The 14,324-nt window shown below is 46.9% G+C and carries 16 protein-coding genes; 7 read left to right on the top strand and 9 right to left on the bottom strand.

Annotated elements, in window-relative coordinates; all coding sequences use genetic code 11:
• Nucleotides 1-38 precede the first annotated feature (38 nt).
• From hspQ to SVI_RS17115, 6 genes are all read left to right on the top strand, one after another.
• Nucleotides 39-377 carry a heat shock protein HspQ gene (hspQ, locus tag SVI_RS17140; RefSeq protein ID WP_013052898.1) on the top strand — a complete coding sequence of 113 codons (339 nt, stop codon included), beginning with the start codon at nucleotides 39-41 and terminating at the stop codon, nucleotides 375-377.
• A gap of 161 nt (nucleotides 378-538) precedes the next feature.
• Nucleotides 539-1,969, top strand: coding sequence for a UDP-N-acetylmuramate:L-alanyl-gamma-D-glutamyl-meso-diaminopimelate ligase (gene mpl / locus SVI_RS17135; protein ID WP_013052897.1), 1,431 nt, complete (start codon nucleotides 539-541; stop codon nucleotides 1,967-1,969).
• Nucleotides 1,970-2,084: 115 nt separating this feature from the next.
• Nucleotides 2,085-2,753 carry a flavin prenyltransferase UbiX gene (locus SVI_RS17130; protein ID WP_013052896.1) on the top strand — a complete coding sequence of 223 codons (669 nt, stop codon included), beginning with the start codon at nucleotides 2,085-2,087 and terminating at the stop codon, nucleotides 2,751-2,753.
• Between the two features lie 40 nt (nucleotides 2,754-2,793).
• Complete coding sequence (gene hpt, locus SVI_RS17125) at nucleotides 2,794-3,324, top strand: hypoxanthine phosphoribosyltransferase (protein WP_013052895.1); 531 nt, start codon at nucleotides 2,794-2,796, stop codon at nucleotides 3,322-3,324.
• Between the two features lie 216 nt (nucleotides 3,325-3,540).
• Entirely contained in the window at nucleotides 3,541-4,530 is a 990-nt protein-coding gene (locus SVI_RS17120; RefSeq protein WP_013052894.1) for an ABC transporter ATP-binding protein, read from the top strand.
• Nucleotides 4,531-4,532: 2 nt separating this feature from the next.
• Nucleotides 4,533-5,303 carry an ABC transporter permease gene (locus tag SVI_RS17115; RefSeq protein ID WP_013052893.1) on the top strand — a complete coding sequence of 257 codons (771 nt, stop codon included), beginning with the start codon at nucleotides 4,533-4,535 and terminating at the stop codon, nucleotides 5,301-5,303.
• 73 nt (nucleotides 5,304-5,376) lie between these two features.
• Here SVI_RS17115 and SVI_RS17110 read toward each other — a convergent pair whose 3' ends face one another.
• From SVI_RS17110 to sfsA, 9 genes are all read right to left on the bottom strand, one after another.
• On the bottom strand, nucleotides 5,377-5,757 hold the full coding sequence (locus SVI_RS17110; RefSeq protein ID WP_013052892.1) for a DUF4144 domain-containing protein: 381 nt from the start codon (nucleotides 5,755-5,757) through the stop codon (nucleotides 5,377-5,379).
• Between the two features lie 23 nt (nucleotides 5,758-5,780).
• Nucleotides 5,781-6,359 carry a DUF4124 domain-containing protein gene (locus SVI_RS17105; protein ID WP_013052891.1) on the bottom strand — a complete coding sequence of 193 codons (579 nt, stop codon included), beginning with the start codon at nucleotides 6,357-6,359 and terminating at the stop codon, nucleotides 5,781-5,783.
• A 320-nt stretch (nucleotides 6,360-6,679) separates the two neighbouring features.
• Nucleotides 6,680-7,525, bottom strand: a complete 846-nt coding sequence (gene panC / locus SVI_RS17100) for a pantoate--beta-alanine ligase (protein ID WP_013052890.1) — start codon at nucleotides 7,523-7,525, stop codon at nucleotides 6,680-6,682.
• 150 nt (nucleotides 7,526-7,675) lie between these two features.
• A complete protein-coding gene (gene panB / locus SVI_RS17095; RefSeq protein WP_013052888.1) occupies nucleotides 7,676-8,470 on the bottom strand; it encodes a 3-methyl-2-oxobutanoate hydroxymethyltransferase in 795 nt (264 codons plus the stop codon).
• An 85-nt stretch (nucleotides 8,471-8,555) separates the two neighbouring features.
• Nucleotides 8,556-9,047 (bottom strand): 2-amino-4-hydroxy-6-hydroxymethyldihydropteridine diphosphokinase, encoded by a 492-nt coding sequence (gene folK / locus SVI_RS17090; protein ID WP_013052887.1) that lies wholly within the window; start codon nucleotides 9,045-9,047, stop codon nucleotides 8,556-8,558.
• The gene (locus tag SVI_RS17085; protein WP_013052886.1) at nucleotides 9,047-10,354 is read right to left on the bottom strand and encodes a polynucleotide adenylyltransferase PcnB; all 1,308 of its coding nucleotides are present in this window, start codon (nucleotides 10,352-10,354) and stop codon (nucleotides 9,047-9,049) included. The genes folK and SVI_RS17085 overlap by 1 nt, the downstream gene beginning before the upstream one ends.
• A gap of 224 nt (nucleotides 10,355-10,578) precedes the next feature.
• Nucleotides 10,579-11,451, bottom strand: coding sequence for a tRNA glutamyl-Q(34) synthetase GluQRS (gene gluQRS / locus SVI_RS17080; protein WP_013052885.1), 873 nt, complete (start codon nucleotides 11,449-11,451; stop codon nucleotides 10,579-10,581).
• A 128-nt stretch (nucleotides 11,452-11,579) separates the two neighbouring features.
• Nucleotides 11,580-12,023: an RNA polymerase-binding protein DksA gene (gene dksA / locus SVI_RS17075; RefSeq protein WP_013052884.1), complete on the bottom strand. Its 444-nt coding sequence runs from the start codon at nucleotides 12,021-12,023 to the stop codon at nucleotides 11,580-11,582.
• A 159-nt stretch (nucleotides 12,024-12,182) separates the two neighbouring features.
• A complete protein-coding gene (sfsA, locus tag SVI_RS17070) occupies nucleotides 12,183-12,899 on the bottom strand; it encodes a DNA/RNA nuclease SfsA (RefSeq protein WP_041420062.1) in 717 nt (238 codons plus the stop codon).
• A gap of 123 nt (nucleotides 12,900-13,022) precedes the next feature.
• Between sfsA and pepB the strand changes: the two genes are divergently transcribed.
• On the top strand, nucleotides 13,023-14,300 hold the full coding sequence (gene pepB / locus SVI_RS17065) for an aminopeptidase PepB (protein WP_013052882.1): 1,278 nt from the start codon (nucleotides 13,023-13,025) through the stop codon (nucleotides 14,298-14,300).
• Nucleotides 14,301-14,324: the final 24 nt, after the last annotated feature.

Here is a 14,324-nt window from a genome sequence, read left to right as displayed (position 1 = left end):
GGTAAAGAAGCCTAAGGTGGGGAATATGAGTAATTCTAATGATTAAAGGCGCCAAACTCGCTCAAGTGGCTAAAGCAAAATACAGTATCGGCGAGCTGATACATCACAGATTATTCGGTTATCGCGGCGTGATCTTAGATGTGGATGCCGATTTTCAACTCAGTCCAGAGTGGTATGAGATGGTGGCGCGCAGCCGACCAGCCAAAGATAAGCCCTGGTATCATGTGTTGGTGGATCAGGCGAGTCATTCAACCTATGTGGCCGAGCAGAATCTTGAGGCCGATCTCAGTGGCGAGAAGATCAATAACCCCATGATGAATGACTATTTCACCGAGCTGCGAGGCGGGCATTACATCACAGATAGAAAAGCGAACTGATGTGCTCCGTAAACTTAATGCAGATCCTAATAAGCGCCTAAGGCTAAGCTAGGCTGCGATTGCTGTTAAAACCTTTTCTTGATTTAATCTATTGTTAACTGACAATGGACCCCCATCCCGTTAGAATACCCTTCAGATTATTTTTCATCAGAGCCAACTCCATGCATGTACACATCTTAGGCATCTGCGGCACCTTTATGGGGGGGCTAGCACTGCTTGCCAGAGCCGAAGGTCACAGGGTCACAGGTAGCGACGCCAATGTTTATCCGCCCATGAGCACTCAGCTCGAGGAGCAAGGTATCGAACTGATTCAAGGTTTCGATCCCAGTCAGCTTGGCAAAAACGAAGATGATGCACCGGACTTAGTGGTGATTGGTAATGCCATGAGTCGAGGCAACCCTTGCGTGGAAGCTGTGCTTAACCGCGGCATCGCTTATACCTCTGGGCCACAATTCCTGGCTGAGCATATTCTTAAGGGACGTTGGGTGCTGGCGATATCGGGTACCCATGGCAAGACCTCTACGTCGAGTATGCTGGCATGGATATTAGAAGATTGTGGCTATGAGCCTGGCTTCTTGATTGGCGGCGTACCGCAAAACTTTGGTGTATCGGCCCGCCTCGGTAATTCCCCATTTTTTGTGGTGGAAGCCGACGAGTATGACAGTGCCTTCTTCGATAAACGTTCTAAGTTTGTCCATTACCAAGCACGCACTCTAGTGATCAACAATCTCGAATTTGATCACGCCGATATTTTCGATGACTTGAAGGCGATCCAACGTCAGTTTCACCATGTTATCCGTACTGTACCGGGAGAGGGCAAGATCATCTGGCCCAAAGACTGTGAGGCGGTGCAGCAAGTGATCGATATGGGCTGTTGGAGCGAGCAAGAGGTTTATGCTGGAAACTGCGCGGATCTGGTATCGGTTAATAAAGGATCGTCTGCTGGGGACAACAAAGGCACTTGGTCTAGCCAGTTAATCGCCGCTGACGGCCACAAGTTCGAGTTATTTTTCGATGGAGAGTCTCAGGGCATCTTAGATTGGGCCTTGATAGGCCAACACAATGTTGAGAATGCTACCATGGCTATCGCAGCAGCGCGTCATGTGGGCGTTAAGCCACTGGCTGCTATTCAAGCCTTGGCTCAATTCGAGCCGCCTAAGCGTCGCATGGAGCTGATTGGTACTATCAAGGGTATAGATGTTTATGATGACTTTGCTCATCACCCAACAGCTATCGCTACGACTTTACAGGGTTGTCGTGCCAAGGTGGGAGAGGCCAAGATCACCATTATTCTTGAACCACGTTCTAATACCATGAAGAGTGGTGTACACAAGGACACTTTGGCAAATTCTATGTCCCTCGCTGACGAGGCATATCTCTATCAGGGCGACAGTATCGACTGGGATATCGAAGCTGCGATGGAAAAAGCCGAGTTACCCGTATCTGTGCTATATGACATAGATGAGATCGTGGCGGCTGTGGCTAACAAGGCGAACAGTGGCGACACTATAATTGTCATGAGCAATGGCGGCTTCGGCGGATTGCATAAGAAGCTGTTAGAGAAGTTGCAAGATCAAGTTGTAAGTTTATAAGTCATAAGTTTTAAGAAAAGGTCATAGGGAATTAAGTGTGTCCTCAATATTTCCTATGCTTTGTCTTGAGCTTACCGCTTAGTACTTACCGCTTATAACTATTTATCGAGATTTTATGAGCTATCCAAAAAAGCAAAAGTCGATCAGTTTGGCCTGGACAGGTGCCTCGGGGGCACCTTATGGGCTCAAGTTACTCGAGTGCTTGTTAGCCGCCGATTATCAGGTGTTTTTGATGATCTCCAGCGCGGCTCGTGTCGTGCTGGCAACCGAGGAAGGCGTGCAACTCAGTGCCAATGGCAATAAGGCTGAAGTACAGTTAAATGAGTTGTTTGCAGCCAGAGGCGAGTATGGGTCGCCGCTCAAGGGATCCTTACATGTATTAGGCAAGGATGAATGGTTCTCGCCCCCAGCTTCTGGTTCTGCGGCGCCTAAGCAGATGGTGATCTGTCCCTGCAGTACTGGCACTCTAGCCGCTGTAGCGACGGGAATGAGCAATAGTTTGTTAGAACGTGCCGCCGACGTAGTGATTAAAGAGCGCGGTCAGCTTATCTTGGTACCAAGGGAAACCCCCTTTAGTTCCATACATTTAGAGCATATGTTGTCTCTGTCAAAGCTAGGGGCGACCATAATGCCGGCGGCTCCTGGTTTTTATCATGATCCCAAATCGGTGCAAGATCTGGTAAACTTCATGGTCGCCCGAATTCTTGACCATTTGGGCGTAGAGCATGATTTAACAAATCGTTGGGGTTATGATAAACATAACGCCGAAGATAGCGATAAATAAGACACTTATAGAGTCAGTTGAAAGTAAAGTTGAGAGAGTTATGAAACACACGATTGAAGAGATGATCTCCGCCCAGGAGATCGATCTAATACTGGACCAATTAGCCGAGAAGATTAATGCTCATTATGCTAACAGCGAGCGCCTGTTGATGGTGGGCTTGTTGAAAGGTTCTGTGGTCTTTATGGCTGATCTATGTCGTCGTATCAAGGGCCATGTTGAGATCGATTTTATGTCGGTTTCCAGCTATGGCAATGCCATGACCAGCACACGTGAAGTGAAGATTCTCAAGGATGTGCAATCTGACATCAAGGGGCGTGATGTACTAATTGTTGAAGATCTTATCGATTCAGGTCACACACTCAACAAGATCCGCGAGCTGTTATTGTTGCGTGAGCCGAGTAGTCTAGCCCTCTGTACCTTGCTCGATAAGCCAGAAGGTCGTGAGGTAGATGTACCGATAGACTTTATCGGTCTGACCATTCCCAATGAGTTTATTGTTGGCTATGGTATCGATTACGCCGAGCAGTACCGTAACTTACCCTATATCGCTAAAGTGATTCCTTCAGAGTAAGTAATCCCAGGGTATTTAGCGAAGATAGTTTTATATTAAAATTCCCGCACTTGCGGGTTTTTTTTTACTTAAATGTCCCAATATAAGTTCATTCAGTCTCCGAATCTCGATTAATATTAATCGGTATCATGACTCGTTTTTACCGATGACATTAATTTATTCAATGGGATACATTCAGATTTTCATGGCCAGTGACATACTGGAATTAGGATATACATGGCGAATACAAAGAATTCCCCGGTTTACGCTCTCGAGATCAAAGATCTAAAGAAAACCTATAAAGGTGGTGTTGAGGCAGTAAAAGGGATCAGTTTAACGGTGGAGAAGGGGGATTTCTTCGCCCTGCTTGGACCTAATGGCGCAGGTAAATCTACCACGATAGGTGTGATTAGCTCACTGGTGCAGAAGTCTTCGGGAAAGGTGTCTGTGTTTGAACACGATATCGACAAAGAACTAGACTTGGCCAAGCTGCGTATCGGTCTGGTACCTCAGGAATTCAACTTTAATCAGTTTGAAAAAGTACTGCAGATTGTGGTTAACCAGGCCGGCTATTATGGGGTGAAGAAAGAGGTCGCCTTGAAACGCGCCGAGAAGTATCTGACTCAGTTGGATCTGTGGGAGAAACGAGATAGTCCAGCTAGAGCTCTGTCTGGTGGCATGAAGCGTCGACTGATGATAGCAAGAGCCCTGATGCATGAACCTCAGTTACTAATATTAGATGAACCTACCGCTGGGGTAGATATTGAGCTTAGACGCTCCATGTGGACCTTCCTCACCGAACTCAACGAGCAAGGTGTGACCATTATCTTGACCACTCATTATCTCGAAGAGGCCGAAATGTTGTGCCGTAATATTGGCATCATAGACAAGGGGCTTCTGGTCGAATGCACCAGCATGAAATCCTTGTTGAGTCGATTGAATATGGAGACATTCGTACTGGATCTTGGCAAGGATCTCAGTCTAGTACCGAGGCTGGATGGTATTAAGTGTCGCCTGATAGATAGTCATACTTTGGAAGTCGATGTGGCCAAGGAGCAGAGCCTTAATGGTGTATTTACCCAGCTCAGCGAGCAGGGCATAGAGGTACTATCCATGCGCAACAAGTCAAACCGATTGGAGGAGTTGTTTGTGGAATTGGTGGAGAAGGGATCCATTGAGCCGCTGGCACATCAGGAAGACTCAGCCAGTAAAGGAGCATCATCATGAACATGAAAGCCCTATATGCCACCGCATTTAAGAGTATTTTGACCAAAGAGATCAATCGTTTTACTCGTATCTGGATACAAACCTTAGTGCCGCCAGCGATCAGCATGACCTTGTATTTCCTTATCTTCGGTAATCTAGTGGGTAAGCGCATAGGTGAGATGGGCGGTGTTAGCTATATGGAGTTTATTGCTCCAGGCTTGATTATGATGTTGGTGATCACAGCTTCATATTCTAATGTTGCTTCGTCATTTTTCAGTGCCAAGTTTCAACGCAACCTAGAGGAGCTGATAGTAGCACCTGTGCCGCATTACGTTATGATTGCTGGGTATGTGGGGGGAGGAGTGGTTCGAGGCCTGTGTGTCGGCTCTATAGTGACCTTAGTGGCCATGTTCTTCGTCGATATCAGCCTGCATCACGTGGGTTTAGTCATACTCACAGTATTATTGACCTCGATCTTGTTTTCACTGGGCGGGTTAATCAACGCAATATTCGCTAACAGTTACGATGATATCAGCATAGTGCCTACCTTCGTGCTGACACCCTTGACCTATCTGGGAGGCGTGTTTTACTCATTGTCACTGTTACCCGATTTCTGGCAAGGCGTGTCACAGTTAAACCCTGTGGTGTACATGATCAACGTATTTCGTTACGGTTTCTTAGGTTACGCCGACATCAGTGTGCCATTATCTGTTGCCGTGATGCTGGGTTTCTGTGTTGGATTATGGGCGCTTGCCTATTACCTTATCAGTCGTGGAATAGGCCTACGTAGTTAACCTTATCGCGATAAAGTACGGGTTCCTAGGTGTCGGTATCTAGGGACTCGTTTCTCATTTTCTGCTCTTGCTGTTACTTATCTAAATACTTAATAATTTCAAATGCTTGCTCTACTGTGTTTGCGCCTAACTTAGCGGTGCAGCAGTGGCCTAGTGTGCTGGCGTGTTGTCTGATGCGGCTTAATACTTGTGCGAGTGACATTGGCTCAGTGGCCGGTATCCAGCTTAGATGCTTATTCGGAATATTAGCGTCTAGTGTATCTAGTTTGAGACAAAAGCTTACTCCAGAGGAGTCGAACAAGTGACTCAAATCGTCTATATGTCCTTGGGCTTCTAACTCCCAGTCTTGTTCATTTTCAAGGTAGACGAGTTCATCATCTTCCATGTGGATCAATATGGCGGGCCATTGGATTTTTGTTTGAGATTGTGAGGCAGGCTGAGCTGTATGTTTCATTTTATTTGTATCGCTTATCTTGTCTATTTTGTATCAGTATTATCTTCCAAGTTTGGCTCGGCCTCTATTTGCATTTTGCGCTCCTTGAGAAGATCTATGGTGACTTGATTGATATTAACGAGATCATCGAAGTAAGTATTCATCTCTTTGACCTCAGTGAGATATTCAGCATTATTGTTATCTTTCTTTTCCCAATAGCGCTTACGTTCAATTTTTTTTAACTCACTGGCTTTGAGAATGCTGAAATAACTTAGCTCCTGAGTTAAGCGGTATATCTCACTCTTGAGTAGATGCAGTAATTTCTCTTTTGAGATGACTTGCTGACTCAACAGAGCTTGCAGGGGGTCGATTGTATTTTCACGTTTATCTGAATCTGTCTCTGTGGTGATCCCAAACTCATATTCTATTTTATGCTGACTAGAATCTTTCGGGCAAATAGTCTGGCTAAAGACAACTTTATTATCTTTAATGCATTTATAAATACTATTGGCTTGAGCCGAATTAACCATAAGACAGAATAATAGGCAAGCCGCTAAACGACAATTTAACCTAAGTCGCTGGGGGGAGAGCTGAGATATTCTTGTTAGGATCTCTCTTGCCATTGGGCTTAACTTCCTCTGTATTACCTGTCATGTCCTGGTAAATAATTTAACGGACAAGTTTTAGCCGACTGTTTATTGGGTATTTACCCAAAATCCCTTCAGTCTTTAGCGCTGTATTTTCAATTAATACTATGGCGTAACTTACTAGATAAAACCAGTTTATTACATTTTTTGATGGACAGAATTAGCCCAAGTTTAATTGTTGTTTTAGAAGATTTAAGATTAATCAGTAAGTCGTGAGGAGCGGTATTTAGCAAGGGCACCCTTAGGTGCCCAGAGCCGATACTAGTGTGAGCTGTCTTGATGTGAGACGCGTGGGATTAGCGCTCGAAGCAGAGGTTATCAATCAAGCGGGTTGTGCCCATATAGGCTGCGGCGACAATCACTAAGGCTTTATGTTCTGCTTTAGATGCCGAGAGATCGATGGCGCTGCGAACTTCTAGATAATCAGGTTTAAAACCTGCCTCGACGAGCTCAGCTTTGGCCTGGCCAATAACATCTTCGATGGCCTGAGCTGACTTAATCTTGACAGACATGGCATCCATTACCTGTTTGAGTTTGGCGGCCTGCTTTTTCTGTGATGGAGTCAGGTAACCATTACGAGAACTCATGGCCAGACCCGACTCTTCACGTATGGTTTCGACTCCTATTATTTCGATAGGCATAGAGAGATCTTCGACCATGGTCTTGATCACCAGTAGCTGCTGAAAGTCTTTATTACCAAATAGGGCTACATCGGGTTGGACGATATTAAACAGCTTGCACACTATGGTCGCAACACCGCGAAAGTGACCCGGACGGCTGGCGCCACACAGCTGATCACAGATCTTGGGAACTTCGACATAGGTCTGTTGTTCTGTGCCCTTGGGGTAGATGACTTTTGGGGTCGGAATAAACAATAGTTCAGCCCCTGCATCTGTTAGGGCCTGTTGATCGGCGGCCAAGGTTTTAGGGTAAGCATCTAGGTCTTCATTCTGACCGAACTGCATAGGATTGACGAAGATAGAGGCGACCACATGATCGGCTCGTTTTACCGCTTCCTTGATAAGGGTGATATGGCCTAAGTGCAAGTTGCCCATAGTGGGAACGAAGGCGACGGTTTCGCCCTTGGCGTGCCAGGCACGAACTTGCTCACGTATTTGTGTTATCTCTTGGGTGGTGATCATCTTGATTGTGCCTGTCACTGCGCTTTGATAAGACCTGCCTGATGGCAATCCTTAGCTATTTTCATATTCTTGGTTATCAGCATCGCCGGCTTAACCTGTGTTATGCCGGCGACCTTGTCCATGGTTTTATCTAGAGGGACAAATAATTGTCTAACTAAATGTATGATCACTGCCCGGGAATATACCCTTCTCGACTTCATCGATATAGGCACGAATGGCTTCACGGATCTCACCGGTCTGCTTGAGGAAGTTCTTAGAGAAGCGAGGAATATAGCCAGTAGAGATGCCCAGAACGTCATGCATGACCAAGATCTGGCCATCTGTATCGGCGCCAGCACCTATTCCAATCACTGGGATAGTAAGGACTTCGCTGATAGCTTTTGCTAATGGCGCAGGAATACATTCGACCACCAATAGCTGAGCGCCTGCCGCTTCTAGGGCTTTGGCTTCATCTAAGATGCGCTGGGCATTGTCTGCATCACGTCCCTGGACCTTAAAGCCACCGAATACATGAACCGACTGAGGTGTAAGACCTAGGTGAGCACAAACTGGAATGCCACGCTCGGTTAACTTGGTCACTGTTTCTAATAGCCAATGGCCGCCTTCAACCTTGACCATGCTGGCACCGGCTTGCATCAGCACGGTAGCATTGGTCATAGCCTGCTCTGGAGTGGCGTAACTCATAAATGGCATGTCGGCGATAAGCAGAGCACGTTTAACTCCACGACGAACGCAGCGAGTATGATAGGCGATATCTTCGACCGTGACCGGCAGAGTATCATCATGTCCTTGAAGTACCATACCCATAGAATCACCTACGAGTAATACAGAAACTCCTTCACTGTCGAATGCGCTGGCAAAACTTGCATCATAGGCTGTGAGTGAAGTGAACTTTTTACCTTCCTGCTTAAACTTGAGCAGGGTAGAGCTAGTTATCTTAGACATAGTGACTTTCTTAAATCTGATTAAAAAACGGTTATGAATTCTTGATAGATAGTTGTTATATGCTAACTCCCACCAGAGTTCAATATTATCTGATTATTTGTTCTAATTCTGCGACCAAATCTTCATTGATAAGCCTGTTGAGTTCGGTACCACATGGCAGTGTCAGATTAGGTGCAATCTCGGCAAGGGGGATAAGCACGAAGCTGCGCTGTTTCATACCATAGTGGGGAACTGTGAGTCTGGGAGTCTCTATGGTCTGATCGTCATAGAGTAAGATATCGAGATCTAAGGTGCGTGGACCCCAACGTTCTAATCTGACCCGACCCTGTTCATTCTCTATCTTCTGTAATGCGTCTAACAGCTCGATGGGATCGAGACGAGTATGGAAACAGGCAACAGCATTAACATAATCAGGCTGGACTACATCGCCCATGGGAGCCGAGCGATAGTAAGAGGATATTGTGAGTGAGGGCTTGATGCTAGAGCCAGCGAGCTCGGTCAGTGCCTTACAGGCACTGTCGAGCTGAGATACTGGGTCGGTTAGGTTTGCCCCGAGAGCAAGATAAACCTTGGCCATTAGCCGGCAGGCTTATCCGTTGACGGGCTAGCTGCTTGCTCGCCTGTATTCTCCGAGGTCTTCTTAGCCGATGGCTTACGACGACGGCGCTGATTCGAATTACGGTTACGACTGCCCTTGTTGACTGAGCGAGCTATGACGCTACGTTGCTCTTCACCACCTTCGACAAAGCTCTTCCACCAAGCGGCAGATTTAGCCACTGCGCCACCCTCTGCGCTTGCTCTAAGCAATAACAGATCATAGGCAGCACGGAATTTAGGATGTTCGATAAACTTGAAGGCGCGTGTCCCTTGGTTACGATCGAATCGTAACTGTAGTTGCCAGATATCTTTCGCCGGAGTACTGAAGCGGCGTGGAATACTGATGGTACTACATTGTTGCTCCATTACATCGCCCATAGCGGCGTAATAGGCATCGTAAAGACTTAAACCACCCTCTAAAGCGATATCATCGGCGCGTTGACTGAGGGGGTACCAAAGAATCGCGGCGTAGAAGAATGCTGGAGTGACCGTTTTCTCGGCTTTTACCCGAGAATCTGTACTCTGCATTATGCTCTTCATCATCTTATTCGCCGGGCCATTTGGCTCATCGACAAGTTGACTATTGACCAGAGGGAATAGTGGTTCAAACAGACCTAGATCACGCATCATGTTGAAGTTATTCAGTGCATGACCATTGAAGAAGAGTTTAAGGATCTCTTCATACATGCGGGCCGCTGGGATATCTTTCAACAGAGGTGCCAATTCAGAAATCGGCGCAGCTGTGTCTTTCTCTATGGTCATGTTGAGCTTAGTGGCGAAGCGCACTGCTCTGAGCATACGCACAGGATCTTCACGGTAGCGGGTATTAGGATCGCCTATCATCCTGATGGTTCGAGACTGAAGATCCTGAAGACCACCGCCATAACTGTGAATAGAGAAGTCACTGATGTCGTAATAGAGCGCATTGACGGTGAAGTCACGGCGTTCGGCATCTTCATCTATGGTGCCATAGACGTTATCACGCAGCAGTCTACCTTCGGCATTGGTCTTGGAGATTTTCTCTCCCGAGTCCACATGATGACCGCGTAAGGTAGCAACTTCGATGACATCACGGCCGAAGACGATATGGGCCAGACGAAAGCGTCGGCCAATGAGTCGACAATTTCGGAACAGACCCTTGATCTCTTCAGGTGTGGCATTGGTGACAACATCAAAATCTTTAGGTTGTAATCCCAGGAGAATATCGCGCACGCCGCCACCGACTAGATACGCCTTAAAGCCAGACTTATGTAGGCGATAGAGTACCTTTATGGCGTTTTCGCTCATCTGTCTCCGAGAAATATCGTGATCTTGTCTCGGGACAATGTCCAGACTTAAGCCTGAATTTGTAGTTTCTTCAGTCGTCTGTTTGTTATCAAATAACTGTTTACAGAATTTGCTAATACGGCGAAAAATGGGACACCTCGGAATTGCATCTGTACCGTGAAAAAGTACTATGGGTTACAACAAGGCGGCTATGATACCCCAAATGAAACCTAATGAGTATATTCTTAAGCTTGGATGATTTCTGTTTGCTTAGGGACTAAGGAAAGATCGAATTGTGCGACGGCCTGAGAGACCATTTTTTCCATTTGTTGTTCAGGCGATACTCGGGCCTGGCCTAAAAATGCTAAGGCGGCATTGAAGCTAATTTGGGGCTGAGCCTTGTCTATGGCAGCGGCATAGTTCTGTTTCGAAAGTTTCATCCCTGGGCTGGTGCAGATTAGGGGTAAGTGGAGCCATGTAGGTGGCTGCTGATTAAACATCTGAAACAGACTGATTTGCCTACAAGTGGGGATAAGCAAGTCACTACCCCGTGTCACCTCGGTAATTTTCTGGAAACCATCGTCCATCACCACGGCCAATTGATAGGCAAATAAACCGTCACTGCGCTTGATGATAAAGTCCTCAGTGGCAAAGTTATTATCAACCCTGACTTCTCCCATCTGCACATCGTCAAACCTATCAATGCCTGCAGTATTGCGGATGCGAATAGCGCCGCTGATGTGTGGCTGAGTTAGCCGACCACAGCGTCCATCATAGGTCCCGCCCATGGCTTTGATCTGTTTGCGGCTACATTGACAGTAATATGCCTTGTCTTGTGCCACTAACTTGTCTATCTGGTGCTGATAAGTATCGAGACGCTCACTTTGATATAAGACATCGCCATCCCAATGAAGTCCGTAGGCCTCTAAGGTGCGTAATATGTCATCCGTTGCTCCTTGGATTTCCCGAGGGGGATCGATATCTTCGACCCGAACCAGCCATTGGCCGTTTTGTGAGCGGGCACGCAAATAACTGCCCAGAGCGGCAACGAGTGAACCAAGGTGTAAGGGGCCCGAAGGAGAGGGGGCAAAGCGGCCGATATATTGTTGGTGATTCAAATTATTTCACCTAAGACAAGATTAACGCAGAATTGGATTATAGAGGGGAGAGGAATGAGAGCGGGGCTAGGCCCCGCTTTACTTATTCTTGCCTATGCTTACTAGATATTAAAGCAAGGTGAGTCAGATTAGCCTGCCATCTGCTTTTCTTTAATCTCTGCAAGTGTCTTACAGTCGATACACTGATCGGCCGTTGGACGAGCTTCTAAACGGCGTATACCGATTTCGATGCCACAAGAATCACAGAATCCAAAGTCATCATCTTCAATTTTCTGAAGTGTCTTCTCGATCTTCTTGATCAACTTACGTTCTCTATCTCGAGCTCGAAGTTCTAGACTGAACTCCTCCTCTTGTGCTGCACGGTCCACAGGGTCCGGGAAGTTAGCCGCTTCGTCTTGCATGTGGCTTAGAGTACGATCGACCTCTTCACGCAATTGATTACGCCAAGCATCCAGAATCGTTCTGAAGTGGCTCGACTGATTTGCGTTCATGTACTCCTCACCAGGTTTTACCTGATAAGGTTCTACACCTGCGATAGCGAGCACGCCGAGTTTTTTAGTGCCTTCTGGCATAACGCATCTCCTGTTAATCATTTGCGTTGTAGGGCGCTTGTATTTTAAGGCCGATATCTATACCAGAAACTGATACAGCAAGCAAACTTTTTGTGTTGCGATAATGATATTCCTTGACTATGTCCCCTATTCTTAATTAATTCAACTTTTACCGTTCATTTAGAGTTTGACAGGACAGGATTTAATCAAGAAGGAGTGATTTGGCGACATTTCTGCACAATAGGCGAATATTTCGACGCCAGATTGATGTGCCTTTATGAGAAGTTGGGCATATTCTGGATCAATATGAGCGGCCGCTTGTACCGAATCGATACCAGTATGCTGCACCACAAAAAGTAAAACGCCTCTGTGGCCCAAGGCGACCATCTCCATTAACTCTCGCAGATGCTTCTGTCCTCGGGTGGTAACTGAGTCAGGAAAGTAGCCTTGTCCCTCTTCTAATAAGGTGCAACTTTTTACCTCTACATAGCAATCAGGTTTAGGACTCACACTAGACTCGTCCCGCAAAAGAATATCGATACGGCTATTTTCACTGCCATATTTCACTTCACGTTTAAGATAACCGTAGCCCTGTAGCTCTGTGATGACGCCGGATTTAATGGCATCTTCTGCCAGCTGGTTGGCTCTGCCGGTATTAATGCCAATAAGGTGGCCTTGGTCGGACTCGGCCAGCTCCCAGGTTCGTGAGTATTTACGTTTAGGGTTATCTGAGGTAGAAAACCAGACTCTTTCCCCCTCAAACAAGCAATTCTTCATGGAGCCAGTATTGGGGCAGTGAATGGTAACCAGGCTGCCATCTTCGAGTTCGATATCCGTAAGGAAGCGTTTGTATCTTTTGATTAATTTTCCCTGTTGGAAAGAGGGACTGAACTCCATGACTTGAGATCCACGATTATTGAAATAATGGCACAAGGTTATCAGCTTTTAACTGTCGGTATCGGATTCTATGCAGTAAACTGCGTGCAAAACTAAATAAGAAATAGTTCAGTAAGGAACCCCATGACAGACTTAATGAAAGTTACTCTTAGCAAAGATGCACCTGCCGCCCATTGGGGCAAGGCTGATGTTACTTTTAGCAATAATCTGGCGATTATTCATCTCCAAGGTGAAGATGAGTTGCGTCAGATCCAGCAAGCGGCACGTAAGCTGCGTAGCCAAGGTTTATCGACCATAGCGCTGGAAGGCGAGTTGTGGAGTGTGGACTCACAGTGGGCCTTCTCTCTGGGCTTCACCACGGCTAAGTCTGAACCAGATGTGCGTTGGACCGGTGATGACTCGGCTCAAACCGAACTCAACAACCGTCTCGAGAGTGCGAGTTTTGCGCGCCACTTGATCAATGAAACCCCTGAGAATCTGGCTCCTGTTAAGTTAGCTATTCTGGCTGCACATTGGTTGTCTGAGATCGGCGGCGATAAGGTGACTTACCGTATTATTGAAGGCCAAGAGCTTTTAGAACAGAAATGGGTCGGTATTCATGCCGTGGGCCGTGGCAGTGAACGTCCTCCAGCCATGCTTGAACTTGACTATAACCCGCTAGGAGAAGATGCACCTGTATCTGTAGCCTTAGTGGGTAAAGGCATTACATTCGACTCAGGCGGTTACAGTATCAAAGCCACTGAAGGCATGCTGGGTATGAAGTGTGATATGGGCGGCGCATCCACAGTGACAGCAGCCCTTGGTCTTGCGATGAAGCAAGGATTGAATAAGCGTGTGAAGCTGTTTCTTTGTTGTGCTGAGAATCTGATCAGTGGCCATGCCTATAAATTGGGTGACATCCTGACCTATAAGAACGGTGTTAGCGTCGAAGTGGTCAATACCGATGCCGAAGGACGCTTAGTCTTGGCCGATGGTCTACAGGCTGCATCAGCTACGGGTGCGGAATTGGTCATAGATGCTGCAACCTTAACTGGCGCGGCTGTGATGGCGGTGGGAACTAACTACAATGCTATCTTCTCCCCCTCGAGTGAAGTGCTGGCAATGGCACAAGCTAAAGCGGCCGAAGTGGGTGAGCGTGTCTGGCCTCTGCCGTTAGATCCTTGGCATCGCGAGATGTGTCCATCTGCCTATGCCGATACGGCGAACAGTCGTCCCATGAAAGGTGGTGGAGCCGGCGGCGCATCAAATGCGGCAGGCTTCCTGTGGCGTTTCGTGTCACCGGATGTGAAATGGCTGCATATGGATCTAGCCTCTGCCTTTGCCGACTCTCCAAATGGACTTTGGGCTGCAGGTGGTACCACACACGGTATGCTGACCATAGCTGGCTTGCTTCACGACTAAGTTTAAGCCTGATATAGCCAAGTT

The organism is Shewanella violacea DSS12, from assembly GCF_000091325.1.
GTDB lineage: Bacteria > Pseudomonadota > Gammaproteobacteria > Enterobacterales > Shewanellaceae > Shewanella > Shewanella violacea.
The sequence above is the reverse complement of the archived record's forward strand: the minus strand, read 5'-3'. Positions and strand labels throughout refer to the sequence as shown.

Bases quoted from the DNA above. Each gene is read 5' to 3' on its own strand.
- hspQ (WP_013052898.1), top strand. From the start codon at position 39: ATGATTAAAGGCGCCAAACTCGCTCAAGTGGCTAAAGCAAAATACAGT.
- mpl (WP_013052897.1), top strand. From the start codon at position 539: ATGCATGTACACATCTTAGGCATCTGCGGCACCTTTATGGGGGGGCTA.
- SVI_RS17130 (WP_013052896.1), top strand. From the start codon at position 2,085: ATGAGCTATCCAAAAAAGCAAAAGTCGATCAGTTTGGCCTGGACAGGT.
- hpt (WP_013052895.1), top strand. From the start codon at position 2,794: ATGAAACACACGATTGAAGAGATGATCTCCGCCCAGGAGATCGATCTA.
- SVI_RS17120 (WP_013052894.1), top strand. From the start codon at position 3,541: ATGGCGAATACAAAGAATTCCCCGGTTTACGCTCTCGAGATCAAAGAT.
- SVI_RS17115 (WP_013052893.1), top strand. From the start codon at position 4,533: ATGAAAGCCCTATATGCCACCGCATTTAAGAGTATTTTGACCAAAGAG.
- SVI_RS17110 (WP_013052892.1), bottom strand. From the start codon at position 5,757: ATGAAACATACAGCTCAGCCTGCCTCACAATCTCAAACAAAAATCCAA.
- SVI_RS17105 (WP_013052891.1), bottom strand. From the start codon at position 6,359: ATGGCAAGAGAGATCCTAACAAGAATATCTCAGCTCTCCCCCCAGCGA.
- panC (WP_013052890.1), bottom strand. From the start codon at position 7,525: ATGATCACCACCCAAGAGATAACACAAATACGTGAGCAAGTTCGTGCC.
- panB (WP_013052888.1), bottom strand. From the start codon at position 8,470: ATGTCTAAGATAACTAGCTCTACCCTGCTCAAGTTTAAGCAGGAAGGT.
- folK (WP_013052887.1), bottom strand. From the start codon at position 9,047: ATGGCCAAGGTTTATCTTGCTCTCGGGGCAAACCTAACCGACCCAGTA.
- SVI_RS17085 (WP_013052886.1), bottom strand. From the start codon at position 10,354: ATGAGCGAAAACGCCATAAAGGTACTCTATCGCCTACATAAGTCTGGC.
- dksA (WP_013052884.1), bottom strand. From the start codon at position 12,023: ATGCCAGAAGGCACTAAAAAACTCGGCGTGCTCGCTATCGCAGGTGTA.
- sfsA (WP_041420062.1), bottom strand. From the start codon at position 12,899: ATGGAGTTCAGTCCCTCTTTCCAACAGGGAAAATTAATCAAAAGATAC.
- pepB (WP_013052882.1), top strand. From the start codon at position 13,023: ATGACAGACTTAATGAAAGTTACTCTTAGCAAAGATGCACCTGCCGCC.